This is a genomic window from Halostagnicola alkaliphila, assembly GCF_055379965.1.
In genome coordinates this window covers 336171-361543 of record NZ_AP043825.1, presented here as the reverse complement: position 1 = coordinate 361543, position 25373 = coordinate 336171, and the positions used below count along the sequence as shown (strand labels likewise).

At 53.8% G+C, this 25373-nt stretch carries 20 protein-coding genes, 1 tRNA gene and 7 pseudogenes; 11 read left to right on the top strand and 17 right to left on the bottom strand.

Annotation, left to right across the window (positions count from 1 at the left end; all coding sequences use genetic code 11):
* Together nikR and ACZ5C7_RS03895 are read left to right on the top strand one after the other, a co-directional pair.
* A complete protein-coding gene (gene nikR / locus ACZ5C7_RS03900; protein ID WP_464374813.1) occupies positions 1–426 on the top strand; it encodes a nickel-responsive transcriptional regulator NikR in 426 nt (141 codons plus the stop codon).
* Positions 427–560: 134 nt separating this feature from the next.
* Positions 561–1218: pseudogene (locus ACZ5C7_RS03895) on the top strand (IS6 family transposase).
* Positions 1219–1283: 65 nt separating this feature from the next.
* Here ACZ5C7_RS03895 and ACZ5C7_RS03890 read toward each other — a convergent pair.
* On the bottom strand, positions 1284–2057 hold the full coding sequence (locus ACZ5C7_RS03890; RefSeq protein ID WP_464374812.1) for an IclR family transcriptional regulator: 774 nt from the start codon (positions 2055–2057) through the stop codon (positions 1284–1286).
* Between the two features lie 193 nt (positions 2058–2250).
* Here ACZ5C7_RS03890 and ACZ5C7_RS03885 point away from each other — a divergent pair.
* Positions 2251–2499, top strand: a pseudogene (locus tag ACZ5C7_RS03885) (transposase); the annotation flags it as partial.
* An 81-nt stretch (positions 2500–2580) separates the two neighbouring features.
* On the opposite strand, the gene ACZ5C7_RS03880 reads toward ACZ5C7_RS03885, so the two are convergent.
* Together ACZ5C7_RS03880 and ACZ5C7_RS03875 are read right to left on the bottom strand one after the other, a co-directional pair.
* Positions 2581–3030: a hypothetical protein gene (locus ACZ5C7_RS03880; protein ID WP_464374811.1), complete on the bottom strand. Its 450-nt coding sequence runs from the start codon at positions 3028–3030 to the stop codon at positions 2581–2583.
* 146 nt (positions 3031–3176) lie between these two features.
* Positions 3177–3994: pseudogene (locus ACZ5C7_RS03875) on the bottom strand (IS5 family transposase); the annotation flags it as partial.
* 58 nt (positions 3995–4052) lie between these two features.
* Here ACZ5C7_RS03875 and ACZ5C7_RS03870 point away from each other — a divergent pair.
* Positions 4053–4535, top strand: a pseudogene (locus ACZ5C7_RS03870) (transposase); the annotation flags it as partial.
* A gap of 135 nt (positions 4536–4670) precedes the next feature.
* On the opposite strand, the gene ACZ5C7_RS03865 reads toward ACZ5C7_RS03870, so the two are convergent.
* The 3 genes and pseudogenes from ACZ5C7_RS03865 to ACZ5C7_RS03855 all read right to left on the bottom strand — a co-directional run.
* Positions 4671–4979 (bottom strand): DUF7970 domain-containing protein, encoded by a 309-nt coding sequence (locus ACZ5C7_RS03865; RefSeq protein ID WP_464375251.1) that lies wholly within the window; start codon positions 4977–4979, stop codon positions 4671–4673.
* Positions 4927–5229, bottom strand: a complete 303-nt coding sequence (locus ACZ5C7_RS03860; protein ID WP_464375262.1) for a hypothetical protein — start codon at positions 5227–5229, stop codon at positions 4927–4929. Before ACZ5C7_RS03860 ends, ACZ5C7_RS03865 begins: the two co-directional genes overlap by 53 nt.
* Positions 5226–5780 (bottom strand): annotated as a pseudogene (locus ACZ5C7_RS03855) (ParA family protein); the annotation flags it as partial. The gene ACZ5C7_RS03860 and the pseudogene ACZ5C7_RS03855, both read right to left, overlap by 4 nt.
* 68 nt (positions 5781–5848) lie before the next feature.
* Here ACZ5C7_RS03855 and ACZ5C7_RS03850 point away from each other — a divergent pair.
* Both ACZ5C7_RS03850 and ACZ5C7_RS03845 read left to right on the top strand, forming a co-directional pair.
* Positions 5849–6079 (top strand): annotated as a pseudogene (locus ACZ5C7_RS03850) (IS5/IS1182 family transposase); the annotation flags it as partial.
* Positions 6080–6182: 103 nt separating this feature from the next.
* A pseudogene (locus ACZ5C7_RS03845) lies at positions 6183–7995 on the top strand (SWIM zinc finger family protein).
* Positions 7996–8048: 53 nt separating this feature from the next.
* Here ACZ5C7_RS03845 and ACZ5C7_RS03840 read toward each other — a convergent pair.
* Both ACZ5C7_RS03840 and ACZ5C7_RS03835 read right to left on the bottom strand, forming a co-directional pair.
* Positions 8049–8303, bottom strand: coding sequence for a hypothetical protein (locus tag ACZ5C7_RS03840; protein WP_464375250.1), 255 nt, complete (start codon positions 8301–8303; stop codon positions 8049–8051).
* Positions 8304–8613: 310 nt separating this feature from the next.
* Positions 8614–8796 (bottom strand): hypothetical protein, encoded by a 183-nt coding sequence (locus tag ACZ5C7_RS03835; RefSeq protein ID WP_464374810.1) that lies wholly within the window; start codon positions 8794–8796, stop codon positions 8614–8616.
* Between the two features lie 232 nt (positions 8797–9028).
* Between ACZ5C7_RS03835 and ACZ5C7_RS03830 the strand changes: the two genes are divergently transcribed.
* The 3 genes from ACZ5C7_RS03830 to ACZ5C7_RS03820 all read left to right on the top strand — a co-directional run bounded on the left by ACZ5C7_RS03830 (position 9029) and on the right by ACZ5C7_RS03820 (position 12002).
* Positions 9029–9523: a DUF8045 domain-containing protein gene (locus ACZ5C7_RS03830; RefSeq protein ID WP_464374809.1), complete on the top strand. Its 495-nt coding sequence runs from the start codon at positions 9029–9031 to the stop codon at positions 9521–9523.
* A gap of 510 nt (positions 9524–10033) precedes the next feature.
* Positions 10034–11716, top strand: coding sequence for a thermosome subunit alpha (gene thsA / locus ACZ5C7_RS03825; RefSeq protein ID WP_464375249.1), 1683 nt, complete (start codon positions 10034–10036; stop codon positions 11714–11716).
* 212 nt (positions 11717–11928) lie between these two features.
* Positions 11929–12002, top strand: a tRNA-Ile gene (locus tag ACZ5C7_RS03820).
* 39 nt (positions 12003–12041) lie between these two features.
* Here the strand turns inward: ACZ5C7_RS03820 and ACZ5C7_RS03815 are convergent.
* The 3 genes from ACZ5C7_RS03815 to ACZ5C7_RS03805 all read right to left on the bottom strand — a co-directional run bounded on the left by ACZ5C7_RS03815 (position 12042) and on the right by ACZ5C7_RS03805 (position 14501).
* On the bottom strand, positions 12042–12431 hold the full coding sequence (locus ACZ5C7_RS03815; protein WP_464374808.1) for a hypothetical protein: 390 nt from the start codon (positions 12429–12431) through the stop codon (positions 12042–12044).
* 319 nt (positions 12432–12750) lie between these two features.
* The gene (locus ACZ5C7_RS03810; protein ID WP_464374807.1) at positions 12751–12951 is read right to left on the bottom strand and encodes a ribbon-helix-helix protein, CopG family; all 201 of its coding nucleotides are present in this window, start codon (positions 12949–12951) and stop codon (positions 12751–12753) included.
* Between the two features lie 221 nt (positions 12952–13172).
* Complete coding sequence (locus ACZ5C7_RS03805; protein WP_285253032.1) at positions 13173–14501, bottom strand: IS4 family transposase; 1329 nt, start codon at positions 14499–14501, stop codon at positions 13173–13175.
* Positions 14502–14817: 316 nt separating this feature from the next.
* Between ACZ5C7_RS03805 and ACZ5C7_RS03800 the strand changes: the two genes are divergently transcribed.
* Both ACZ5C7_RS03800 and ACZ5C7_RS03795 read left to right on the top strand, forming a co-directional pair.
* Positions 14818–15054, top strand: a complete 237-nt coding sequence (locus ACZ5C7_RS03800) for a hypothetical protein (protein WP_464374806.1) — start codon at positions 14818–14820, stop codon at positions 15052–15054.
* Entirely contained in the window at positions 15051–15404 is a 354-nt protein-coding gene (locus ACZ5C7_RS03795) for a type II toxin-antitoxin system PemK/MazF family toxin (protein WP_464374805.1), read from the top strand. Before ACZ5C7_RS03800 ends, ACZ5C7_RS03795 begins: the two co-directional genes overlap by 4 nt.
* An 885-nt stretch (positions 15405–16289) precedes the next feature.
* Here ACZ5C7_RS03795 and ACZ5C7_RS03790 read toward each other — a convergent pair.
* The 6 genes from ACZ5C7_RS03790 to ACZ5C7_RS03765 all read right to left on the bottom strand — a co-directional run bounded on the left by ACZ5C7_RS03790 (position 16290) and on the right by ACZ5C7_RS03765 (position 25315).
* Complete coding sequence (locus ACZ5C7_RS03790) at positions 16290–17621, bottom strand: phenylacetate--CoA ligase family protein (RefSeq protein ID WP_464374804.1); 1332 nt, start codon at positions 17619–17621, stop codon at positions 16290–16292.
* Positions 17622–17709: 88 nt separating this feature from the next.
* Positions 17710–19770, bottom strand: a complete 2061-nt coding sequence (locus tag ACZ5C7_RS03785) for a hydantoinase B/oxoprolinase family protein (RefSeq protein WP_464374803.1) — start codon at positions 19768–19770, stop codon at positions 17710–17712.
* Positions 19770–21914, bottom strand: a complete 2145-nt coding sequence (locus ACZ5C7_RS03780) for a hydantoinase/oxoprolinase family protein (RefSeq protein ID WP_464374802.1) — start codon at positions 21912–21914, stop codon at positions 19770–19772. Before ACZ5C7_RS03780 ends, ACZ5C7_RS03785 begins: the two co-directional genes overlap by 1 nt.
* Entirely contained in the window at positions 21911–22252 is a 342-nt protein-coding gene (locus tag ACZ5C7_RS03775) for an acetone carboxylase subunit gamma (protein WP_464374801.1), read from the bottom strand. Before ACZ5C7_RS03775 ends, ACZ5C7_RS03780 begins: the two co-directional genes overlap by 4 nt.
* 73 nt (positions 22253–22325) lie before the next feature.
* Positions 22326–23297: a uroporphyrinogen decarboxylase family protein gene (locus tag ACZ5C7_RS03770; protein ID WP_464374800.1), complete on the bottom strand. Its 972-nt coding sequence runs from the start codon at positions 23295–23297 to the stop codon at positions 22326–22328.
* On the bottom strand, positions 23294–25315 hold the full coding sequence (locus ACZ5C7_RS03765; RefSeq protein ID WP_464374799.1) for a hydantoinase/oxoprolinase family protein: 2022 nt from the start codon (positions 25313–25315) through the stop codon (positions 23294–23296). The genes ACZ5C7_RS03770 and ACZ5C7_RS03765 overlap by 4 nt, the downstream gene beginning before the upstream one ends.
* Positions 25316–25373: the final 58 nt, after the last annotated feature.

Genomic DNA, 25373 nt, shown 5'->3' with positions numbered 1-25373 from the left:
ATGGACGAGTTAGAGAAACACATGTCAGATTCCGTTGAAAGGGTGAGTCTTACAATCTCGGGAGATTTAATGGAAGAGGTTGATGAAGTCGTTGATGATCTAGAATACGCTAGTCGGTCAAAAGCGTTCAGGGATGCAATTCGAATGTTTTTATCTGATCTTCAATGGAAAAACGATCTCGAATCTGTTCACCGAGGATCAATAACAACTATATATAGTCACGATTCCCAGAATGTTAATGACGAGTTATTGAACATACAGCACAATGCAGAAAAGAATATTATCGCTACCCAACATATTCATTTCGACTCTCATCTCTGCCTGGAAACTATTGTTGTGAACGGGACCGGAAAAGAAATACGCGACTTAGTTAATAATCTAAAATCCCTATCTGGTATGAAACACGTGCAATTTACCAAAGTTTAATTTCAATATATAATATCAAACATTGTAGTGTCCATACACAGACTATATTTTATTAAGATGGTATAAAACTAGTGTATCTTTCTAAGGTCGTGTTTAGTTAAGGCTGAAAAGTGAGGCGCGCAGATTTCTAGCTGATCTATGGCAGAAATCGCACTGTTCGCGCGTATCTCGCCAGCCTCAGTGGTCGTGGCGACTGGATCGACTTGGGATTTGTGGAGCGCGAGCGGACACCGCCTCGATTGATGGGGCTCGGTATTCGGCTCCATCTGTCCGGACTATCGCTTTCGAATACCGTTCGAGAATTAGAGAAGTTCGGTGTCCAACGGTCGCGGAAAGCGGTCACGATTAGGTGCATAAGTGCAATTAACAGCCCGCCGATGGGACATCACCGAATCACGGTGCACTCGACGAGACCGTGATTCGGACAGTGGTCAGCAATATTGGCTGTACGCCGCTGTCGATCCTGACTCGAACGAACTGCTGCACACACGGCTGCTTTCGACCACTACGACCGCCCTTACAAAGATTTTCTTACGCGAATTAGCCGAGAAACACGACGTCTCTGACGCCGTGTTTCTCGTCAATGGAGGCACTCATCTCCAGACGACACTCCGTCGACGCGGCCTCCGATTTCGATACGAGAAACACGGAAATCGAAACAATATTGAACGTGTCTTTCAAGTGGTAAAGCGTCAAATTTCTCCGTTCTCAAACTGTTTCAGTCATGTCGATCCAGTAACAGCCGAATCGTGGCTCCAAGCCTTCGCCGCCTGGCACAATCCCACTAAGTAAATACGATGCTCTCTTACACCAAAAATATACTATAATTAAACCAATAAGTGAAAATGAGGAGGTTCCTATTTTGGCGGGTATTGCAATTTAAGTTCGATTTCGTTTTGTGCCTCTAGTAGAATAGGTTTTATGTTATCGTAGCATCGTTCTACTGTGAGTCGGTTTGCTGGCCCAGAAACGCAAATTGCACCAATAATTTCGTTCTTGTCCATTACAGGAGCTGCGATTGCTCGAAGCCCCTCAAGTCGTTCGTTGTCGTTGAGAGATATCGTTTCTTTACGGACGCGCTCGAGTTCTCGTTTAAGTTTCTTTCTATCAGTAATTGTATGTTCTGTTTGTTTCGGTAGCCCATGTTGATTAATAATCCCATCTACGCGTTCTTCCGGCAAATGAGCAAGAATTTGCTTTCCGCTGGCTAAGCAATGTAAATGCGCTCGACCACCGATAATTGCGTGCGTCTGGATCGCTTTCTCACCCATTGCTTTATTAAGATAAATTGCGCGTCCATGTTCCTCTACGATTATCCATGCAACCTCACCAGTTTTATCTGCCAATTCATCGATAACCGGTTGCCCTACCTGTGAGATTCGAAGTCTGTTTTTCGAATACATACCATGGTATAGAAACTTGAGACTAAGCGTGTATTCGTTATCTTGACGGACGATGTATTCTCTATCCACTAACGTAGATAGATGATCGTGCAATGTACTTTTCGCGAAGTCTAACTCTCGAGAAAGTTCTGCGAGAGATGCTCCATCAAGTACGTGAAGCATCTCTAGAATTTCGAAAATTGTATCAGTCGTCTTCACGCGACGATTTGGTTTGTCCTCCTTTCCCATAGAATCATATCATACGTGAACAGCCAACAGTATTTCGATTGTTTATTTCAATTAGAAATATTAGAAGTGAATATTATATAGTTAGACCTCCGCTGGTGTCTATCCATTGCGCTCTTGCGAAGTAGATTGTTGATGGCGAGAGCAGCGGCTCAAAGTCGAAGAGGGCAAGGGCACCGCGCCAGCGGTGCCCGATATGTTCCCTGTGAACCGATTCGTGTCGGAATCGGCTGCCGCGGACCTGCTCCAACAAGTCCGCTGGCGTGACGGTGTCGAATGCCCCCGCTGCCGTTCTGACCGTCAGGTCAGAAACGGCAGCTATCGGGTATATCAGCGGTATCTGTGTAAGAATTGTGGTCGCACATTCAACGACAAGACCGACACAATTTTCGCTCATTCGAAGCTCACACTCAAAGAGTGGTACTTCACGATTTACGTGTTTTTGGCTCCGTTGAAATCCTCTTCTTTAGATACTTATCCTCGTGAATCCACTTCACACTACACCTGCAGATGTACCGTTAAGGCATTAATAGTCACAGTCGGCGTACGAATACGTGTGGAAACTCCGTAGACTTCCATATTGAATCCTCGTATCGCTAACAACCGGATCGTTATCGTTATTGACATCCACATCGGGAAGGTACTCTTCTACCCAGTCACCATCATCGATCCGAACCCTAACTGAGAACGCTCCCTCATTTGAATTGAGTTCGTCCGCTGTAATCACTAATCCATATGGCTCATCCGTATCATCATCATATGGAACAATGTCGCCAGCTTCTTCACCAACAATATCGCCATCCTCTACCACTTGTAATTCGGCGTGATATGTGTCTCCGTCTTCATCATCTTCGAAGACCCCATCTGTATTTTGGATGCCTACAGCACAGAGTTCAACAGTATCATTACTATCACTGATAATGTCAGTAGATCCCGCTAAATACGTAAGCGATGTACATGCTGCAATTGTTAGCATTGACCGCCGCGTACGGGAGGGCATTGATGTATTGGCGAAATTATTTGCCTCTGATAAAAATCATAGGGGGAGGGCAGCCTGAGATTGAGGCACAAATTCTGATTTGCTTAAACTTCGGCTGTTATTTGTAAATACTGTACTGATCGTTAGAGGGTTCGGTCGAGATTGTGGACGAGGCACGCAAGGGCGAGTTCACGAAACTGCTTCCACCAGCGTCGTGGCCGGACGAACGCACCGTATTTCCGCTTGAGTCGAGAGTTCACCATTTCGCTCTGATTCCGTTGGGCGTAGGGGCGGCATCCAGTCGAGCGTTCCACGCTTTCTGAAGTGAGGAGAACTCACGGTGTTTGATGAGTGGACGAATATCGTTCTCGCGGGCCGTTGCTCGAATCTGCTGATCGTCGTACCCCTTGTCACCAAGCAGAACTTCGACTTCAGCCGTGTTGCGGTTGATAAGCGATGGTACGATCTGTGTATCGTGTTTTCGAGTCGTTGTGACGTGGAGATCGAGGATCGCGTTTGCTCTCGTATCGACTAAGAGTGTGACTTTTAGTTGCCGAATCGTCAGCTTCGCCCGTTTTGTGTAGTGCTTTGAGGCGTGACTGCGGTCGAATCCCGATGCGTCGATCCCCGCAACACCGTTAGTCGGGAGTAGTGAAACAGAGAGATTGAGCAGCACTCGCCAGACGGTCATATCGAGTCTATCGAACACTTTGCACAGCGTTGACGGGGCAGGAAGTTTGGTGAGATTGATCGCTTTCCGAATACGGGGCATCTCAATGAGTTCGTCAAGGAGTGTTCGATAGGTCGTGTTCTTCCAAACTTTGAGACACAGAAGAACGATGTGCTGATGAAGCGTATAGCGTTGTTTCAAGAACTTTGGTGAGTATCGAGCCACAGCACGTTGCGCTAACTAAAATGCTTCTTCTACAAATTGGAGTAATCGTGACTTCGGGAGAGTTTGCGTTCGGTTACACTACTGCTCAAACTTATAACTCCTCAAGGATTTCAACAGGGCCGTGTTTTTATGCTTCAACACGAGCATTCAGCAGATCGGGGCTGAAATCGATCTCTCGTACAGAACGGTAAGACAGGAGGGAGACAAACCACCGGTGTTCACGCTCGTTGATCGCGGCAACGACCAGCGGTACGTCGTGCCAGCGAAATTCATCGACGAATCGACGGTTCGGCTCCTGCTCGCGGATCACGAAGAGGAGCCGCTAACGGCGTATACCGGCGGATTTCGCGCGTACGACCCGCTTGAGAAGGACGACGCATTCGCCCGCGAATACGTCGTCCACGGCGATGGTGAGTACGCTGATGGAGATGTGCACGTCAATACCTGCGAGAGCCACGGGTCGCTGGTGCGACCGTGGCTCTCGCCACATCGAGGAGCCTCGAAAGACAAGCTAACACCGTCTCTCAGAGCGTTTCAGCTTCGGCGTGAACTCTATAGAAAACCAGGTGATAAAGCGCTCAAACATGCTATCGATGCTGCGCTCTGAAAATCAACAACGTGCTTCACAAGAGCGATAGTCGAAAGTCAGATCTTCCTCGAAATCGGGCCTACAGAAGCACGTCACTAGTCGGCACTCCAAGCAATCAAACATCCCCTGCAGACCGCAAAAACCAGATGTAGACTATGATATCATTACCCAACTGTGAGTGTTCACTCTAGGGAAGGCGGATTCCTGCCCAATTTCACTCGAGAACAAGAATCCTTCGTCTTCTATTAGTTTAGCTGCCTTCTCAGGGTGGTGAAATGTCGCAAGAAGGGGGAACTCTCGAGCGTCTGTTTTTGACACTTCGTTCGTTCGAAGGTGGTCAGCAACCTCATTTCTGAATTCGGCTTCTTGATCAGCTACTTTGTCTCGGACATGGATTTTAAGACGTGTATCACGCTCGTCGCCAACGTTGTTCCGTCGGATGAAGTAGGGATTGTTCTGCACCGCCAGTTGAAGTTGATGCCGTGTCGTCTGTAGATGCGCGATTCGATACAGACTGATTTGATGTGTCCTCTGTCTCAGGTAATTCTTTGACGGAGGTGGATGATGTAGACTGTTCAGAGGGTAGCGAATCAGCGCTTTCGGATCCTTTATCCTGAGTTTTTGTAGTTTCATCGGTGGATCCGGTTTCCTCATCGTTCTCATCGCTCTCACCGAAATCGAGATTCCCTGATCCGGATTTGAAGTTACTCATGCAGTCGTCACCTCTGTGGTATCGTCACCTTGGAGGCTGATGGATCTATTATCGTGGCCCTCAATATCGAGTTCCAGTATGGGATCGACGTCGGCTTCGAATGTGGTAGTGGCAATGAACCAAGCGAGTTCATATAGCTTCCGTAGCGTCTCAATCTCTCTATCACGCACTCGACATTGGCCGGGCTCGCTCACCATCTTGCCGTCCTGTTCGAACGTTTTCCACCGTTCCTCGACTACCTTGAACGCTGACCCTCTGGCTTCCCACATTGCGTCCATTAGGCTTTCACGGTTTCCGATGCTAACCGGTGTGGCGAATGCCTCCGTATTCTCGAATTGCTGTTGATGTGAATTGGTTTGGCCTACCCCAGAGGGAACGACACACGATAGCCCGATCTCTATATTTAGTTGGTTCTCCATATTCTTGACGAGTTCCTCGAGCCCCTCGAGACTCAGATTCCCTTTTCCAGCAGGTTTGACGGGAGCGACGAGCGTCCGAAGTGCGAAAATTGTGTTGTAGAGTAGGTCCTCGGCACGTGCGTTAGGATCGATGTGCTCTGTAGGATTGCTAGACGGCTACAATCGCGTTATCTCCATAGAAAGCGAAGAGGCAGAGTGTTATGACTTCAGAATTCCGCCTCTTCACCCGAGAATCGGTTGCGAAAGCTAAAGAAGTTGTTGAGAATCCCGACGGACCCGCCGACCCCGAAGGGGGTGGCGGGTTCGCCGAGTGGGCTATGCTCACGTTGCAAGCACTACGAATCGAACTCAGGAAGTCCTACCGCCAGACGATCGATCTCTTGAGCGAAATGCCCGGCATTCTCGACGAAATTGGGTTGATTCGGCTCCCTCAGAAACGACCCGCTTCTGAGTCCTCGTGGGTCCACTGTCGGCGGACTCTCGGCGATGACGCTTCCCAGCCTTTTCTACCGCTAGGCACTGTAGAGAACACCGATGGAACAGGAGCCGACACTTACTGAGGCAGCAGTCCACGGCCTCGCACGATCGCAGTCATATAATCGGGGCGAGGATTACTACGAGAACAATGCCGTCTGCGAGGTCATACGTCGTGGAAGTCACCTGCGAGCGGCGGTCGAGGGCAGCCAGTACGAGCCCTATCAAGTGCGGATCGAACTCGATGAAACCGGGATCGTCGACACGACCTGTTCTTGCCCGTACGATCACGGCGGGATCTGTAAGCATCGCGTTGCCGTCCTCTTGACGTACATCCGCGATCCCGACGAGACCAGTCAGCGCCCACCCGTCTCCGAACTGGTCGCGGAGACAGATCCAACGGAACTCCGCGACCTGCTCGTTGATCTCGTCGAGCGTCGCCCCGAACTCGCAGAGTGGGTCGAAACTCGACTCGAGACAGTCCGATCGGAAAACGTAGCCGACGACTTCCGCAAACAGCGTCCAGACATCAGTCAGGACTCGATCCGACGTCAAGTCCGGTATCTTCTCCAGCCCTCGGACGGGCGTAGAACCCAGACCCACGATCCGTATGCGGCGGTCGAAACCGATGTCGAAGCGCTTGGAGAGATACTCGAGCAAGCGTGGACCGCTCTCGAGGCTGGCGACGGCGAGACGGCATTGGATGTTCTCGAACCGCTCGTTGACGAGTTGATGGACGAAGAGTGGCTTGCACTCTCATACGACGATTCCCAAGCGATCTTCGAGTTTTTCGACGGGGTTGACCGAGCACTGGCCGAAGCACTGCTCACGGCCGGTCTTTCTGAATCAAAACGCGGTGAGTGGGAGGAACGCCTCTGGACCTGGGAGAATGAGATAGGGAGCTACACAGACCGACCACCGTACAGCGTTGCCCTCGAGGCGGCCCAGCGAGGCTGGGATTTCGAACCGGTCCAGCGGGCGATGCGGGGAGACAGCAGCAACGTTGACCTCTGGGAGGGCGATCCGCCCTGGTATGCCGAAGACTTCATCAGGGCCCGCCTCAACATCCTCGAACGCCAGGACCGCATCGAGGAGTACCAGAACCTAGCGGAGGCGGCTGACCTGATTGAGGCGTACGTGACGATGCTCGTTGCGGAGAGCCGTATCGACGAGGCGATCGAGTACGGCCAGCACAACCTGTACTCGCCGGACGAAGCACTCACGCTGGCTAAAGCACTCCGGGAACACGACCGGCCGCAGGCAGCACTGGAGGGAGCCCAGTACGGATTGACGCTGGACGGCAGCGGGAAGGCGGAGCTGGCCGAGTGGCTTCGCGACCGGGCCAGCAGTATGAGCGAACACGGCGTTGCGCTCGAGGCAGCCGTCGCCGCGTTCAAAGCTTCGCCATCGCTTGCAGCCTACCAGGCGACAGAGGAACTCGCAGGCGAGGACTGGTTCGCTATTCGCGAGCAATTACTGGAGGCTCTCGTAGACCGGAACACAAGTCAGCGGGTTGCGCAACGACACATCGATATTCTTCTGTACGCGGCGGTACGACGAGGCAATTGCCATCGCGGACCGCTTTCCGGACTACAAGGTGGTCAAGCCGGTCGTCGAAGCCGTCTGGGACGAGCATCTGCGGTGGACGATCGACGCCTGCAAGGAACAGGCCGAACCGATCATCGAAGACGGACAGTCACAGCGGTATCGACACGCCGTGGAGTGGCTCGAGACCGCCGGGAAAGCGGCCGACGCCGCGGGTGAACTCGACGAGTGGCACGCCTACGTAGAAGAACTCCGGGACGAACACTACCGGAAGTACAAGCTCCGGCCAATGCTGGAGGAATTGCTTGAAGAGTTCGAAACACGATAGCTCAACCGAGACTATGACTGAGACAGATATCACAGAACGATTTGTCATCAAAGTCAGCCGCGTAGGAACTGTCGATCACATCGTCGACCTAGAGGCTGAAGTAGACCGGTCGGCCTATTCACCTCGTCAGCACTTACTAGGAGCAAAGTTGTGTGATCGAAGCACCCGTTCGGGCATGCAAGGACGTAGTCTGCATCAACGACATCGTCACCCTCGTAACGAGCAACTGGATCTGCACCCACTTGACGTACTGCGTCTTTCCACTCCTCGCCGTGAGGCTTCACCTCCTGACCGCCCGTCTCGAGAATGTAGGCGTGGGCGACCTCGTGACGGACGGTGTCGCGCCATCGGTCGTCGTTCCAATCTTCGAACAGTCAGCGCGCGATGCGAATTTCGTACTGGCCGTCACTGGGTTCGCTGTCGGAGTGATGCACCGTTCGGCACTCACCGAGCCTGCGCTGGAACGAGTCGATCACTTCGATACTGATTGCATCGGAGTTCAGGTGTTCGAATTCCGCCTGGTCGATCGTAGCGACCACCTCTTCCCGAACGAGAGTAGCGTACTCAGTCATCGGTCGTGATCTGTTGGGGTAGCTCCGGAGCGCAATCCTCTCGTCGTCACGTGCGATGAACTCGTTCCCGTGGGTTGTCCCATTGCTCGAACGCGTCGAAAATTGCCTCGTGGAATTCAGCCAATGTGTGAGATTCGTCGATTTTGATGTCGCGCCAGACCTCGTCGTCGGGACCGAACTCCAGCGGTGGATTCGGGAGCAGCCACACGCGAAACACGTAGCCCGTCATAGGTAGCCGTTCAAGACCTGGGGTTGTAGATGTTCCTCCCACCAGTGATGTTCACCCTCTATCGGTCAGCGACATGGCCAACGAGTGGCTCGGCGAGAGCCTGTCAGATCGAATCGCCGCTGCAGACGACACTGATTCAGACACCTGACTGGTGGGCGGTGTCGATCGGTCAGAACCCCTCTTAGCCAGAGGGAACAAAGCCACTAACCTGCTCGCTTGCGTGAGTTCTGGTATGAAGGTTCGATATTATGCCGACGCTGAGGTCCAAAATTGGCACGATCACACGATACGACTGTTGAGAACGATACATGACGAGCATGGACTCTCAGTCGAAATCGACCGCATTGACGAGCGATACAGCTCAATTACTGACTTTCCCGGAAAAATCAGGTATCCAGCCCCTGAGAAGGTCTACGAGCGCGGTCTCAAACACAATCGTGACTTGAGCGAACGCATCGATCAACGACCATCGGACGCATACAAACGTTATGGGGACTTCGATATCGCCGGTAATATCGCACTTGTTGATGATGAGGCGACCGTCCAGTGGGCCTCAACCCTCCCGGGTTACGCCGATGGATATGGCCCTGACGCTGGTCCGCATGCGTCCCTCGACTTCCTCAAAGATATCGCCAGGTCTCCTAGCAATCGCGTATGTGTCGACTGTCTCGAGCTGTTGGATGGTGACGAAACGTTCTGCCCGAACTGTGGAGGCGATCTCTCGTAACTGCTCCAGCACGCTCAGAGTTCTTGCAATCGTCGATGTACCGTTCCCGGACGAACGGTTCCTCCTCAGTCATCATCTCGGACATTTTTTCGAGCAACACTGCCCCGACGATACTGATTGCCTTCTCTCTGCTGTTCCCCCCTTCCGTCAGCCGATCAACCGCATGATTGACTGCCTCCAAATCGGGTTGCTAGAGCTGTCGTTCAACCACTGTCCGAATTTCGTTCCGAGCCGTGGGTTTGGATCGTTTATTTAAGCTCAACCCTTGATACCAGTTCAAGAGGGCAATTGCAGTCATGGCATGTCCGGAGCATCAATCAGGGATTGTGTAACAGTCCCACATAGGACTTTAAACCCATCACCATCTGACAGCCAGTTTCAATACTAACTCGGACTCGTCCCTGTGAGTCCCGACGTGGCCCTGCGAACAGGCTTCAAAAAATTCTTTAGTTGATATCGACACATGTATATAGAACCACTATCAATGCAGTTGTTGTTATGGCAGAGCAGATGGGTAATCAGCCGATGGTTGTCATGTCCGAGGAGAGCCAGCGCACCTCGGGCGATGACGCACAGTCGATGAACATCACCGCCGGAAAAGCCGTCGCGGAGGCAGCCCGAACGACGCTTGGGCCCAAAGGAATGGACAAGATGCTCGTTGGCTCAACCGGTAGCGTCGTTGTGACGAACGATGGGGTCACGATCCTCAAAGAGATGGAGATCGAGCACCCCGCCGCCAACATGATCGTCGAGGTCGCCGAGACACAGGAGGAGGAAGTCAGCGACGGGACCACCTCCGCTGTCGTCATCGGCGGTGAGCTTCTTGATCAGGCTGAGGGCCTCCTTGACCAGGACGTGCACGCAACATCCGTGGAACAAGGCTATCGCCAGGCCGCCGAGAAAGCAAAACAACTTGTCGAGGAGATGGCGATCGATGTTGACGCTGGCGATACTGAAATTTTACAGCAGATTGCCGCCACGGCAATGACCGGGAAAGGCGCAGAGAGTGCCAAGGACCGCTTGGCCGAACTCGTTGTCAGAGCCGCCAGCAGCGTCGCTTCTGATGGCCGCGTCGACACGGACAACATCAAAGTCGAGAAGGTTGTTGGTGGTGCAACTGAGAACTCAGAACTTATCGAGGGTGTTGTTGTCGATAAAGAGCGGGTCACCGAGAATATGCCGTATTTCGCTGAGGACGCCAACATAGCGGTGCTCGACGACGCTCTCGAAGTCAAGGAAACGGAGGTTGACACCGAAGTCAACGTCACCGATCCCGACCAACTCCAGCAGTTCCTCGACCAAGAAGAGGAGCAACTCCGCGAAATGGTCGACGAGCTTGTTGACGCCGGAGCTGACGTTGTCTTTGCACAGGACGGCATTGATGACATGGCCCAGCAGTTCCTTGCTGACGAGGGTATCCTGGCAGTGCGCCGAACCAAATCCAGCGACGCCGAGCAAATCGCTCGCGCAACTGGTGCTCGCATCGTCGGCAACGTCACCGACACCACCGCCGACGATCTCGGCAGTGCTGGCTCCGTGTCCCAACAGGAGATCGCTGGCAGTCAACAGATCCTCATCGATGATGTCGAGGATGCCACGTCTGTCACACTGTTGCTGCGGGGCGGGACTGAGCACGTTGTCGACGAAGTCGAACGCGCCGTCGAGGACAGCCTCGGCGTCGTTCGCGTCACCCTCGACGAAGGCAAGGCACTGCCCGGCGGTGGTGCCCCAGAGACCCAACTTGCACTCGAACTGCGCCAGTTCGCTGACAGCGTCGGCGGCCGCGAGCAACTGGCTGTCGAAGCCTTCGCCGACGCGCTTGAAGTCATCCCACAAACGATTGCTGAGAACGGCGGGCTCGATCCGATCGACTCGCTCGTCAACCTGCGGAGCCAGCACGATGCTGGCAATACGACAGCTGGACTCAACGCCTACACAGGCGACGTCATCGATATGGAGTCTGAGGGGGTCTACGAGCCGCTGCGCGTAAAAACTCAGGCGATCGAGTCGGCCACCGAGGCGGCTGTCATGCTCCTGCGCATCGACGACGTCATTGCGGCTGGCGATCTCAAGGGCGGTCAGGTCAACGGTGATGATGACGACGACGCAGGCGGCCCGCCTGCCGGTGGCCCTGGCGGCGGAATGGGTGGCGGTATGGGAGGTATGGGCGGCGGTATGGGTGGAATGATGTGAGTTCCTACGAGTAACAAAATAGTACACGATTGAGGGCACTCGGTTGTACGTCGAATATAATCCCCTCTTCCGTCGTTCGGCAAACCGCCAACTAATTTTTCTGTGTTGTACTGTGATTCCCTCTCACAACGGGAGGTACCGATTGGTGAGACAGATAAATCCTATCACCGAATAGGAAACACTATGAATCTCGTTTCGCTCATCCTATCTGTGGGCCTTTAGCTTAGTCAGGTAGAGCCCTCGGCTCATAACCGAGTGGTCACTGGTTCAAATCCGGTAAGGCCCATCTCCTCTTTCCTACGGAATCGTGGGATATGACTGTGTTCTACGAGTCCTCGATGGCGTCAGCGATGCTCGTAAGCGCACGCGTCTGGTCGCGCATCTCATCACGAAGCTGACGGACTTCCTGAACGAGTTCCTCATTGCCGACCTCTTCGCCGCGACCGCCCGGACCACCGGGACTGCCGCCGCCCATACCTGGTGGACCGCCACCGCCGCCCATCATGCCACCCATCATTTGCGCCATTGGGTTCCCTCCGCCCATACCCCCGCCGCCGCCGAAGGGACTCTGAGGCTGTTCGCCGTCACCGTCTTCACCGCGTTCTTGACGCATGTCTTCGACACGCTCACGGAAGGGCTGTTCTTCAGATTCGTCTTGGTCATCCGCATCTTCTTGAGTCTGCTCGTTGTTATCGCCAGTATCGTTGTCAGACATACTTCTGATTCAAGGCTTCTATCGCAAAAGAGTGGCGACTGATAACAGCTCTCAGAGAATATGCTGATATAGATGTACTCTGAATTACCTGCGTCATTACTAACAAGCCCTTGTTGCTTCTCCAATAAGTAGTAACACCTTCGTCTGTACTTACCGATTCAACCGTTGTCGAAGTGTGGTCGGAATGAGGGGTTAAGAAGTATTGTATGACTCCCGAGCGTGTCATAGAACTATTCACGCACTATGTCGGTTCTCTTACCGTTATAGAGGGTTACTGGCTTAGAGATCCGTGCACCTGGTGCACGATGGTTAGAGTCTTTTAGAGAGTTCCTCTTCGTTTCCGAATAATGATCTCTCGCACTCGCTTTGCGTGATTCGACTCGGATTGAACAAATGCTGAGAGGATAGCTTCGACGATTTCGGAGCGGCTGGCTCCGAGATCGTCACACTCAGCGACCAGTTCATCCACTTCTTCCACGGTCTCTTCATCAACAGCAATTCCGAACTTCTCTTTGGCCATCATCCGTTCTAGCTTAGTGACCGACTGAGACGAAGATCACGCCGAAATTACGTCGAGTCTGACCACAATCACACCGAGATCACTGCTGTTCCGGCAGACCAGCTACTGTTCGACCTTCTCTCCCGTCGAAGGCGGCGCACTCGCGGTCGTGAGTGCGCCGCCGTTCCAAAGCCGTCGCTGATCAGGCCGGGCGATCCAGACCGTCTCGTCAGGCGAGTTCTCTACCAGAACTCGCCTGACTCTACTTGTTCACGTAACCTCGGACGATGTGGATTTGGATCTCGTGACGACCACAGCAACAACGAATCAAGATCCGGTAGTTCGTACCCCAGATCCAGCATCAGGTACAACTGGATCAGGTGCGCGTGCCGTTCGACGGCGTGTGAACAGCGTCGTCGAGGGAGGCGCGTCGACGACGCCTCGGCGTCGTCGGCGCAGTCTCGCTGTTTTGCGTCCAGTTTCTGGAGTTCGTCGACAATAACTCGGCTCATCAGCAACGAGAGTGCTGCCATGATGATCAGCGCCTCGATGATGTAGGCGTCCGTCGTGTTGATCTCGTCCAAACCGAACCGCGATTTCAGTTCTTTGAACAGCAGTTCGATCTCCCAGCGCGCCCGATAGAGCTGTGCGATATCGGGCGCGCGGTAGTCGTCTCTGTCCAGATTTGTCAGGTACAGATGATACTCGCCGCTGTCGTCGTTGCGAACGCCGACTAATCGGAAGGTTCGGGTCGCGCTGGCGCCCGACCCTCGTTTGCGGTCGAACGAGAGCGTGATCTGTACGTCGATTTCCTGTCGCTGCAGGTCGTCCAAGACGGCCTGCAGCGACTGCCCCTCCAGCGGAATGCTGTTCCCGCGACACGTCCGGAGTTCTTCGACGATCTCGAAGTCAGCGTTGTCTTTGACACGGGAGACGAACCAGCCGTCATTGGCGTCAATGCGGTCGAACAGCCAAAAATCGTAGTAGCCGAGATCGAACAGGATGAGGGCGCCAGCTACCCACTCACCGGTGGGTAGCTGGCTCCGTTCGTGGGTGGTTGCATCGGTTGTCTGGAATCGTGTCGGAAGCCCCGCCGAGAGCGATTCGGTGAGGTGAAGTTTCGCCCCGGCTCGGTCGTCATCGAGTGCATAGACGTCTCTGGCGTCTTGGTAGAGCGAGATGACCGTAGCATCGACGATGAGGACGTCTCGAAATCGTTCGAGACGTCCGGTAAGCTCGGTTTGGCCCGTATCGAGATTCTCGATGGCGTCATCGAGAATCTCTCGAAGGAGTGCAACGAATCCCGGTTTGAACCAGCCGTGAAACGTTGCATACGAGAGTTCGTCACAGTCAGCCATCTCGACGTAGCGTTCGAGAAACGCCTGAATGGATCGATCAGATCCGGCAGCGAAGCCGAGTGAAAGCGTGTAAAACAGGGCGACGACGTCGAGTTTCCGCTCTCGCTGGATGAGATTCGTTGCGCGAGCACGCTCGCGCAACTCATCAGATGGAAACGCTCTTTGAATCCGATTCACAACTACTGAATCCGGTGGTTTGTACACACTTCCCACCGGATTCTCACATTCCTAGTTACTGACGATTCTAGCTTGGCGTCTCTGGATACCCCGATCTGCTAAACTAGAACGGATGCTTTGGCCATAATTAAGACAATCTGAGACCAGCGTGCACCAAGTGCACGACGGTTTTAATCCGTTAGATCTGATTCAGTAGATCATGAAAATTCTTCTATGACACGCTCCACCATCTAGTCGCTGATGGGCAGTGGGCCGTCCACTGAGGTGTTACAAACTGCAGGGCATCACGTTGAGTAGAGTCCGTGGGTTATCGTGGGCAAAGTATATACTTGAGTGGGTTATAGTGGGTAACATGGAAATTGATGCAGACGAATTCCAGACCAACGAAACCGACGACAGGGGGCGAATTTATCTCGGCACAGAGTATGCGAACAAACGAGTAACGGTTGCGGTCGTTGATGTCGAAAACGACCACCCAGAAGAGGACGAATTAGCCGCGGCCTACCGCGACGCGTCCGAGAGTGCCACCGCTCTTGCCGAGGAGTGGGACGAGACATCTGATGAAGCGTGGGACGGGCTTGATGAATGAGTGGTAGCCCGAACGTCCGGCGCGGCGATGTCGTACTCGTCCGCTTCGACCCTGCTGAAGGCCATGAAAGGAAGAAATCTCGCCCAGCGGTGGTTGTACAGAACGACGTTGGGAACGAGAACTCCAGTACGACGATCGTTGCACCTGCAACAGGAATGTATCGAGAATATCCATTCGAAGTATTAGTCGAAGCGTCTGATTCGCCGTTCGAAAAAGATTCGTCAGTCCGGCTTGATCAGATCCGTGTCGTCTCTATAAACGAGCGGATTCATTCAGTTGTGGGAAGCCTCGATAAGTCAACTATGACCGAGGTAGATGACGCGTTGCAATTGAGTCTTGGGTTGGAGTAGTCTTCTAGCGCAGCCGGCATTATTTCAATCTCGTCACAACAGGGAGAAAATCCACTAAGGGATTGAAACGACTCGGGAGCGGTAAGTACAGAGTGTACACTGAGTAGCTAATTCACTGCTATCTAACACGATACCAACTCGTGTAAAAAATTTCTATGACTCCTCCGTCATGTTTGACCGTTGGATTGAACGCAAAATGGAGAGCAGCAAGTGTGAACCCAATTCCGAATGCGCCGAAAATATTCGTAGCGAACGGTATCGTTTTGTCCTCGTCGATACTAATCGTGAACCGCACTTCGATTGTGGCGTGCATGAGACACCTCTTGGGGTAGACACCAGCGGCGTCCCGTTCCTCACGGGAGACAGTTACTACTGACCTCTAGAGGACTTTGCGACGCGACCAACTCTTTTGGCAACCCAAACACTTCGTTCGGTGAAGCGAGAGATTTTCGTAGGCACAACTTCGATTCTCCCGCTTCATTCCCCTTATTCTGGCGGCCTAATCCGACACCCTTTAGCGATTAAACACGGCCGCTTAAACCGACTCAAACGGAGGTTATAGCTAGCGCGTTCTCCATGGGAGTACACGAGAAATGTTGTTTTAAACCTTCTATAATTATTTATTTGATAAATTACCGAACCACTCTTATCAACTATGTGAAACAGCGGCGAACGCATCACCCGAGGGGTAAAATCATAAAATTCATCACTTTCAAACTACTTCAGTAATGCTCACGAATGAACTGATGATCAGTGGTTCCGATCATTCGCGTTCGCATGGAACCAGCTTATCTGAATCTGAACACGATGGTTATAGACGAGAAAACATTGACCGTGGAGTTCCAGAACTAAACCGTTCCCACAATTACTTTCATTCACAAGTACTTACTCGTCTACTACCACCAACTGAGATTTGTATTCCGAAAGTTCAATCTCCTCGAATGAAACGGGATTCGGTTGAATACGTACATTGAGTTGCGATCGGACTTCGCTGGCTGCCTCGTTGACAATATCCGCTGGCACACGATTTGTTTCGGGTTTGAGTACAATATTTACAGGAATTGGTTCCTCGAAATGGACTTTTCCTTGTTTCGGGAGATGCACTCGTATATGCGGTAACGTTCCCGTTACGTCGGAAACAACATCACGAATAGCTGACGGAAAAACATTCATACCCTTATAGATGAGCATGTCATCAACTCGGCCGGTGCACTGTATCTTGGGACTGGTTCGACCACAGGAGCAAGTGGTGTCCGTGACTTGCGCGTAGTCACCTGATCGGTACCGAAGCAGTGGCGTGGCTTCGCGTTTGAGTGGTGTATAGACAAGTTCGCCTTCTGCCCCCGCCTCAAACGAGATAGTTTCGTCAGTTTCGGGATCGATGAGCTCGACGTGGGAGTGGCCTTGTGCACAGTAGTGCATACCATCTTCTTGCTCGCATTCGGCCCACATACAGCCGATTACGTCGCCGAGTCCCATTATTTCACGGACGAGCGTTGCATCCCATTCGTCGTACAATTCGTCTCGAATCTCTGGATTTGCGATCCCAGGCCCACCACCGCCGACGAGTTTCGTCGGCGGTAACTCGTCGACGCTGTGTTCGAGTAGGTCGGGAGCCGCCTCTGTAAGATATCGAAGATGGGACGTCGTCGTAAAGAGTACGTCTCCGTTGAGATCGGTCGTTGCCGCAAGTAACCGTTCGGTCGATCCACCGCCAGCTGGAACGACGTTCGCTCCTGACTCCGTCATCGCTTCGAAGTACGGTGTTCCGCCGGGGACCATCGTCTGTCCAACGCCAAAGATAACCGTATCTTCGGAGCGAATTCCGGCCGTGTAGAAGCATCGTTGGATTACTTCGTTCCAGTTCTCCCTATCCGATTCAGTCAGGCCAAAGTACGTCGGTTTTCCAGTCGTTCCAGATGACGAGATCGTTCGATTGAGTGCTTCGGTTGGGACTGCTTGGTGAGTTCCGAGAGGTTGGTCCTGCGATGGGGTCGACTGATTTCGACGTTCGTCGTCTTTGGTTGTGAACGGTATCTCTTGCAACCGCTCAAGCGACGTGATCGATGACGGATCAATTTCCCACTCGTCGAACTTCGATCCGTAGTAGTCAGAGTTCTCTTGCAGATATCGAAGTTGTTCTCCCAGTTGTTCTTCGTGTCGCTGTTCGACTGCTTCCCAGGGTTCCGTTTCAATTGTGTCGTACGTTTCTGCCATTATCCTTTTGCGTGATTGTCGTTCTCGCGATGGCGATTAGCGCGATCCTGTCGTTATATCGGTTTTACAGTGGAAGCGGTTTTCGATCTCACATTCGCATAACTGGCCCCTCCTTCTTAGCGTCCGGCCACCGTCCGTAGTGGGTTAAAATCTCCTCTGGCGGTTGTTTTTCTTCCCACTCATCTCTGAATTCGTCGAATGGAACGGCTTCCTCGAGGCGTTTCTCACGGTAACTCTCTCGTCGTTGTGCGGTCGCTTCGTGATCGACGGTGAGCGATTCTTCGTCGTACTCAATCTCGTAGATGTTCTTCGCGGCCCAGTGAGTCACTCGGTCGTCTTCGATGTCTTCCATAACCGCTTCGGGGTCGCGCTCGAGTGCGTCACCGTAGCCACACCCTCCTCCAGAAAAGCCGACGAACAGGTCACCGTTCTCGTAGGGTTTTGACTCTCGAACGTGACTGGTAACGTTGTAATCGGCGTCGAGCGTTTCCTCCTGTAGAAGTTCGATGACATCGTCAGGGATGTACTCGCCGTTTTTCATCCGTTCTTTGAGGTCTGAATCGGTGATCGTTATTCCGGGAATCGTCCGCGGTGCGTAGCCGCCGAACAGCCCCTGTCCGGTAACCAATTTGGAATTGTGACAGATCGAGAGCCATTCGACGGCAGGAACGTGATGAGTCATGTAGCCGATTTGCATCCCGATACCGCCGCGGTGTTTGCCGTGTCCACAGGAGTCGGTTCCGTGTCGGAAATATTGGTGGGTAAACGGATACTCGTTCTCGACGAACTCCATGTTCGAGGCGTGACCGAACGGACACCACGGGAAGATCGCCTCGTCCTCGCCGTCACGTCGGGCCTGACCGCCCATTCCGTCGGTGTTGAGGGCATGAGACATTAGATCTGCGACAGGCTCGCCGTGTTGGCTCACTGCACCGAATGCGTATCCTGCCCCCGTATTTGACATCGGTGCAGTGACGTGTTCGTTGCTGGTTTCGTCGTCGTACATCGATCGCGAGAATAACGTCGTCGTCGAGTCCATGACGACCTGATTGACCATCACCGCTTGAACAGTTGCTGCCTCTGCATCCGGATAGAGAACGGAGCCCTTCGGGATGTGAAAGTCGATCAAATCGTACGTTCCATTGCTTTTCGGAAGATCGTGGAAGGGGACGCTAAACAGGTAATTCGCCGTGTGAGCGATCGATGCGACCGGTTGTGAGTTGAACGAGCCATCGTTCTCCGGGGACGTGCCGGTGTAGTCGATGGATATCTCGGGGCCGTCCTTCTCCATCGTCGCATCGAGTTTCCAGAGTCCGTCCTCGTAGCCCACCGAATCGGCGAAATGAACCGTTCTGAAAGTCCCATCGTTCCATTCGTCGACGCGTTTTTTAGCACCTTCGCGCGCTTCCTCGATGTTTCGTCTTATCAGACCCTTGAAGAATTCCGGGCCTTTCTTCTCGATAATGAGCTCTTTCACACGTCGCCGGACTCGATCGCAGGTCGTTAGCCGAGCTCGCAGATCGATCTCGTGCATTCGGGGTGCACGGGAGATGAAGTTCTTTTGCATCTCCACCATGTCGCTTTTGAGCTGGTAGTCCTCACCAATCTTTATCGGCGAGAGCTTCATTCCTTCGTCGTGGCGCGTCCGAGCCGAAATCGGCATCCCACCGGGTTCGATCGCCCCGGTTTCAGTGGTGTGGACGGCTGCAGAAACCCACGCCATAATTTCTCCGTCGTGGAAAACCGGCATGAACGCGATCTGATCGGGATTGTGTATCCCACCGTACAACGCATCGTTTGCGTAGAAGACATCACCGGGTTCGACACCGACGGTCGGATCGTCGGCAAAATTATTGATGACGTACTTCAACGGTGGAATCCCCGTCACCACGTGAAGGTATGCTCCAGCGGCCGAATCGACGAGATCGCCGTCGGCCGTGTAAATCCCGACTGCGAGATCGCGAGCGGCGATGAACTGCGAGACGCCCGAGCGGACGAATACGTCTATCCCCTCGTCGAGGACGAGTCGCAGTCGTTCCGAGTAAATTTCGTAATCGCCGTGGTCCAGTTCGTCCATGCAGGCGAGTTCGTCGGCTGACGGTTCTTCGAGGTCGACCCAATCGATCAATTGATCTCTGTTGACTGTCATTAGTTATCACCGGTTGTTTTGAGGATTCCGTTGCGGTATTCGTCCAAGCTGTACGTCCACCCGCCGGGCACTGCCGTCGTGGTATAATCTGCATCGATCACTGCTGGCCCCTCGAGGTGCATGCCGGCTCTCAGATCATCGTATTCGAAGACCGGCGTCGACACGGAGCCGTTCGTGTCTGGCCAGAACACGTCTCGCGTGTCGTTTTTCGCTTTCGACGGGCCGGCGTCGATCATCTCGTCAGTCGGCAACTCGATGTTGGGGCTGGCCACTCGGGCTCGTAGCGCGAAGTTTTCGACGGTGATTCCGTGACTCGGCGTCACCGAGTACGAGGAGAATCGGTCCGTGTACTCGTCAATGAAATGATTACATATCGCTTCGACGTCAGCCTCCTCGGAGACTTCGATGACCGGCGACTGCACACGAGCGACGTGGATCTGTCCACCGAATCGCATGTCCAATTCGAGTTCGTAGGTGATGTTGTCCGGATCGTATCCTTCGCTTTTGATGTCCTGACGTCCTTTCGCTCGGAGCTCCTCGACGACGGCGTTGAACGTCTCGTAATCGGTGCTGTACTCGGGTTCTTCGCCGGAGTCTCGGAGGTACATCGAACGAGATTGCTCGTAGATGTGGAGCGTGTCCATCGTCGCAGATCCCATCGCACAGAACACGGGAGAGTACTGCGTTGTGACGATGGTATCGATGTCAAGGTACGACGAGAATGAAGCGGCATGCAATGGACCTGCCCCACCGAAGCTATACAGGATGAACTCACGAGGATCGTGCCCGCGGAGCATCGTCTCCTTGCGGACGGTGTTCCCCATGTTGCCGTCTGCGATACGTCGGATATTCTTGGCCGCTTCGACGGTGTCCATTCCAGCGGGATCAGCGACATGAGTCTCGATAGCTTCTCGAGCACGATCGACTGCTAACCGCTGGTTCCCGGCGTAGAACTTCTCCGGATCGATATACCCGAGTACCACGTCGGCGTCGGTCACCGTTGGTTTCGTCCCACCGCGGTTGTAACAGGCGGGCCCGGGATCAGCGCCGGCGCTCTCCGGACCGACCTCGATCCTGCTACCGAGTTCCTCGTTGACCGAGGCGATCGAACTGCCGCCGGCCCCGATAGATTTGGATTCGATCATCGTTCCGGAGACGCGCCACCGGTCGATAATCGGCTCGAATTCGTAGGATTGAACGCCGCCCTGGGTGAGGATCCCAATGTCGAAACTCGTTCCACCCATATCGGTGACGACGGCCTTCTCGTAGTCCAGAAGATCGCAGAGATACTCCCCACCTTTTAACCCTGCGACCGGCCCACCGTTGAACGTCTCGACGGCGGTCGTCTTGTAAGACTCCGCCATTCCGCCCGTGTTGTGGAGCATCTGCACGTCGCCCTCGTAGCCGTACGCCTCGAGACGCTCCTTGATGTCGGCGATATGCTCCTGCATTAACTCAGAAAGGTACGCATCGAGTAGCGTCGTGTTGGTCCGTTCGTACTCCTGTTTGGTCGGCATGACCTCCGAGGAGAGGAATACGGGGATACTTCCGAGGTACGACGGCGGGTATTCTTCTCGTACGAGTTCCCGAACGCGTTGTTCGTGCTCGGGATACTCGTACGCCCAAAGCAGGTTCACGACGATCGCTCGAGCACCGCTGTCGACGAGATTTCGAATCTGTTCGCGAGCGTGGTCTTCGTCGAGCGGGCGCAACACGTTGCCTTCGCTATCGACCCGTTCTCTGATGCCATTGGTTCGGGAATCGGGAACGAGGTGCTCGGGTTTTTTTGCGGCAGAGATGTTTCGCTGTTCGTTGTCGGTCAGCCCGTCGGCCCACCGCGGGCCGCGACCGATTTGGGGATAATCCTGAATCCCCTCGGTCGTGAGCAATCCGAGTTTCGGCCCTTTCCGTTCGATGAGGCGATTCATCGCGGTCGTCGTCGAGTATCGGATCGAGTCGACATCGCCGATGAGTTGGTTGAGGTCGACCGCGAGTTGGTCTGCGCACTTCTCGATCCCCCGGAAGAAACATTCAGACATATCGTGCTCGGTCGTCGGCGTCTTCGCGGAGACGGCTTCACCCTCGTGGATTGTAAAGCAGTCGGTAAACGTCCCGCCGGCGTCGATATTGATACGAGTCGTCATTGGTCCCCTCCGTGCTGTTTGACTAGTTTATCGACATCGAGTTCGGTATCGTGGGTGATCGGATGTCCAGGCGGGAGATATTCGTTTTCGACCATTGTCCCGCACCCTGGACAGTAGAACTCGATGATTCGAACCCAGTCTGGATCGGGTGAGAAATCGTACGCTTCATCCTCGAGGATCAGACGGTGTACCTCCTCGGGGTTTCGTTCGCGAACCAGACAGCCGTGTTTGTAGTTCTCTACGGCCGGTCCGATCGATTCCGAACACACTGTACACTGCCACTCTCGATTCGCGAGGTTGATCTCGAGGTACTCGGTTACTCGTTTCGTATTACTCATGCATCGTCACCTCTAGAGAACGGAATGTCTGCGAACTGTGCTGTCGTTGGGCTTTATTCGGGATCATAGCTCGTTAATTGTTCACACTTTCTGCGGCACGGTACGCGGTCTGGAGTTTCCGCGGGTGCGTATCGGGAGCAACCTCTCGGCCCGACGCGACGAACGCCTCTTTCGAGAGGTCGCCAACTGTCTCCGTAATTGTCCGTTCGATCTCGTTGTCGTCGTTCTCGAGCAGCGATGCGGTGATCGCTCCACCGACACGGACGTCGGGCAGGTTGTCGGCCACCGAGCTAGGATTGACGACATCGAGAAACACCGCGTCGAGCGCAGTGGCGTCGACGACCGATTCGACTGCAGCTGTCGAATAGCCGCCCGGTGCGAAACCGAGAACCGTCCCGAAGAACTCGCCAATGTTGTCGAGAACGTCGAGGAGTTCAACGGCCGGATCAATTACGTGCTCATTTCGATCGGTACCGTCTCGAGTCGGCGATTCAATGACGAGGAACCCATCGACACCGTTCCGGCCGAACGCTCGAGCGAGTTCTCCGGTGGCCGTCCGGATCGGCTTCATTCGCTCGTCCTCAGTCGATGGCCGTTCACCGAAGACGGTCTCGAATGTCGTGTGTGGACCCGGTAAGACGCCAAGGACTGCGGCGTCGTCCATGCTGGTAACCAACCGATCGGACGCTTCGATAACGGTCGGGACGCGACCAGTTTCCGTGATAGCGTTCGGATTTTCCACGTCGTCGCTGGTCGACAGGTGGTCAGTTGGAACGAACTGATCAGCTGTTTCGTCCCATTCTACGGTCACACCGAGCCCCTCGGCGACCAGCGTCGGATCGGGAACGACACAAACAGCGTCGAGATTGAACAACCGGTGGGCTCGCTGCAACCCGTTGGCGAGTCGCGTTGGATTCGAGAGGAACACGTCCGGCGGTACCTGGTCGACCGACGCTGCTAGCGTTCCAACGATGGGAATAAACGGCCTGTCAGCTGCTGGCCGCCCTTGCAGGTATGCAGAGGCTGTCGGTGTTGATCGGCTCATTGTTCGATTGCCCCGTTCTTATATTCGTCAATTCGGTACGTCCACCCCTGAGAGACGACATACGTCGTATCTTCGGCTTCGACAATAGCTCGTCCGTCGACAACGTTTCCTGGGGCGAGTTCTTCTCGTTGGTAGATGTCGGTTTCGACCCACCCGTCTTCCGGCCAGTAGGCCTCTCGCGTCCCCTTATGGGCCGGACCTGGATCTTCCCCCTGTAACTCGTGAGACTCTAATTCCTCCGTCTCTACAGGGCCGATCGCCGTGAGTACCAGTGTCTCGAGATCGATCTGGGATTCGTGTGCCGAATCGAAAGCATCGACAACCGGCGCGAGATCCGAGCCAGATTCGATGCGTGAGGGGACCGATACCTCCTGCAATTCGTTTCCTGCCCGCGCGAGGAGTCGATGGTCGAGGGTGATGTCGTCGACGGTGAATCCCTCCCCAGCCATGTCTTGTACGGCTTCATCTTCGAGCCGTTCAGCGGCTTCGTTGAACTGGTTCTCGTCGACAGTTATTTCGTCGGCTGAGATCGTCTGACCGAACGCCTCCGTGTATTGGTGTTCGACATCGAGGGTGGCTCCACCGAACGCGCTGAATTCGGCCGCAGACGGTGCCGTGATAATCCGTCGAACGCCAGCTTTCTCGGCGAACGAACAGCAGTGAGCGGGTCCAGCACCACCATAGGCGATTATCGTTATCTCATCAGGGGAAACGTCGTACTCTTCCAGTTGTCGTTCGATACTGTCTGCGATATTTTGGTCAACATCTTGGCGGATGCGAAGCGCTGCTTCGGCGACGGAAGTATCGAGTGGATCGGCCACTTCCCGCTCGATAGTTTCTCTCGCTCGCGACGCGTTCAAGTCCTGCTCGCCGCCAAGGAAATAATCGGGATCAATGTAGCCGAGAGCAACGTCGGCATCGGTCGTCGTTGGATCGAATCCTCCAAGATCGTAACATGCTGGTCCTGGTTCGGCACCGGCACTCTCCGGACCAACCGAAAGTGTTCCATTCTCGACGGAGGCAATCGAACCACCGCCAGCACCTGCAGTTGTGACGTCGATCATCGGGACGTGAACCGGGAGATCCGCCACAGTGGGACGAAGATCTCGTTCGACCTGTTCGTTGACTATCGTGCCGAGGTCGATACTCGTCCCACCCATATCAGTACTCATCACGGCGTCAAGATCGTACAGCTTCCGGAACGCCTCGGCACCGAGAACGCCGGCAACTGGCCCTGAATTATAGGTATGGAGTGCAACGGTCTTGGAGACCCCTGCAACTCCACCAGTGGATTGTCCGACGAGTAGGGAGTGCGAATAACCACTATCTCGGATGTCATCTTCAGCTTTGTACAGTGATCGAGCCATCGGTCGGTGAATGTAGGCGTTGATAAGTGCGGTATGTGTGCGCGTTTGATACCCTGGTCTACTGGTCACTTCATTAGCTGTCAACACTTGATTCGGGCCGAGATAATGAGGAGGATACTCGGCTTCGATGATGTGACGCGCTTGCTCCTCATTTGCCTCGTTAGCGAACGAATTATCGAAGCTAACAACCAATAGCTTAGCCCCACGGTTCATGAGCGTCTTGGCAGCATTACGAACGTCGTCTGCATCGACTGACTCGATAATCTCTCCGTCCGTCGTCGTTTTTTCGCTCACACCAACAATGAGATCGGTATGTGCAAGTAGGGTATCATCCTCGTCTTCCGTAGTACTCATCATTCCCGCTTCACCCTCAGAAACGATGAGACCAATCTGTGGACCAGTACGCTCAATGATTGTGTTCGTCCCGATCGTCGTCGAAAAACGGATCGTATCCGTATTTACCAGAAACGCTTCTGGTGATTGACCCAGTTTCTGGGCTGCTTTGTCTATGCAATTTCGAAAACAGACTGTGAGGTCGTGGTCTGTCGTTGGCACCTTTACTGTCGTCGCGCCACCAGAATAGGAGACGTAGCCGTCAGTGAAGGTGCCGCCGGTGTCGATACTGACGTAGTATCTCTCCTCTGTTGCCATGCGACTGGACTATCGTCAATATACATTATAAATATTGTGGTGGATGACAACATTTGAC

Coding starts and splice junctions, on each gene's coding strand:
- ACZ5C7_RS03785 (WP_464374803.1), bottom strand. CDS start 19,770: ATGACAGTCAACAGAGATCAATTGATCGATTGGGTCGACCTCGAAGAA.
- ACZ5C7_RS03765 (WP_464374799.1), bottom strand. CDS start 25,315: ATGGCAACAGAGGAGAGATACTACGTCAGTATCGACACCGGCGGCACC.
- ACZ5C7_RS03795 (WP_464374805.1), top strand. CDS start 15,051: ATGAGTGGTAGCCCGAACGTCCGGCGCGGCGATGTCGTACTCGTCCGC.
- ACZ5C7_RS03890 (WP_464374812.1), bottom strand. CDS start 2,057: ATGGGAAAGGAGGACAAACCAAATCGTCGCGTGAAGACGACTGATACA.
- ACZ5C7_RS03770 (WP_464374800.1), bottom strand. CDS start 23,297: ATGAGCCGATCAACACCGACAGCCTCTGCATACCTGCAAGGGCGGCCA.
- ACZ5C7_RS03800 (WP_464374806.1), top strand. CDS start 14,818: ATGGAAATTGATGCAGACGAATTCCAGACCAACGAAACCGACGACAGG.
- ACZ5C7_RS03790 (WP_464374804.1), bottom strand. CDS start 17,621: ATGGCAGAAACGTACGACACAATTGAAACGGAACCCTGGGAAGCAGTC.
- ACZ5C7_RS03780 (WP_464374802.1), bottom strand. CDS start 21,914: ATGACGACTCGTATCAATATCGACGCCGGCGGGACGTTTACCGACTGC.
- ACZ5C7_RS03830 (WP_464374809.1), top strand. CDS start 9,029: ATGAAGGTTCGATATTATGCCGACGCTGAGGTCCAAAATTGGCACGAT.
- ACZ5C7_RS03815 (WP_464374808.1), bottom strand. CDS start 12,431: ATGTCTGACAACGATACTGGCGATAACAACGAGCAGACTCAAGAAGAT.
- thsA (WP_464375249.1), top strand. CDS start 10,034: ATGGGTAATCAGCCGATGGTTGTCATGTCCGAGGAGAGCCAGCGCACC.
- nikR (WP_464374813.1), top strand. CDS start 1: ATGGACGAGTTAGAGAAACACATGTCAGATTCCGTTGAAAGGGTGAGT.
- ACZ5C7_RS03775 (WP_464374801.1), bottom strand. CDS start 22,252: ATGAGTAATACGAAACGAGTAACCGAGTACCTCGAGATCAACCTCGCG.
- ACZ5C7_RS03880 (WP_464374811.1), bottom strand. CDS start 3,030: ATGCTAACAATTGCAGCATGTACATCGCTTACGTATTTAGCGGGATCT.
- ACZ5C7_RS03835 (WP_464374810.1), bottom strand. CDS start 8,796: ATGACGGGCTACGTGTTTCGCGTGTGGCTGCTCCCGAATCCACCGCTG.
- ACZ5C7_RS03810 (WP_464374807.1), bottom strand. CDS start 12,951: ATGGCCAAAGAGAAGTTCGGAATTGCTGTTGATGAAGAGACCGTGGAA.
- ACZ5C7_RS03860 (WP_464375262.1), bottom strand. CDS start 5,229: ATGAGTAACTTCAAATCCGGATCAGGGAATCTCGATTTCGGTGAGAGC.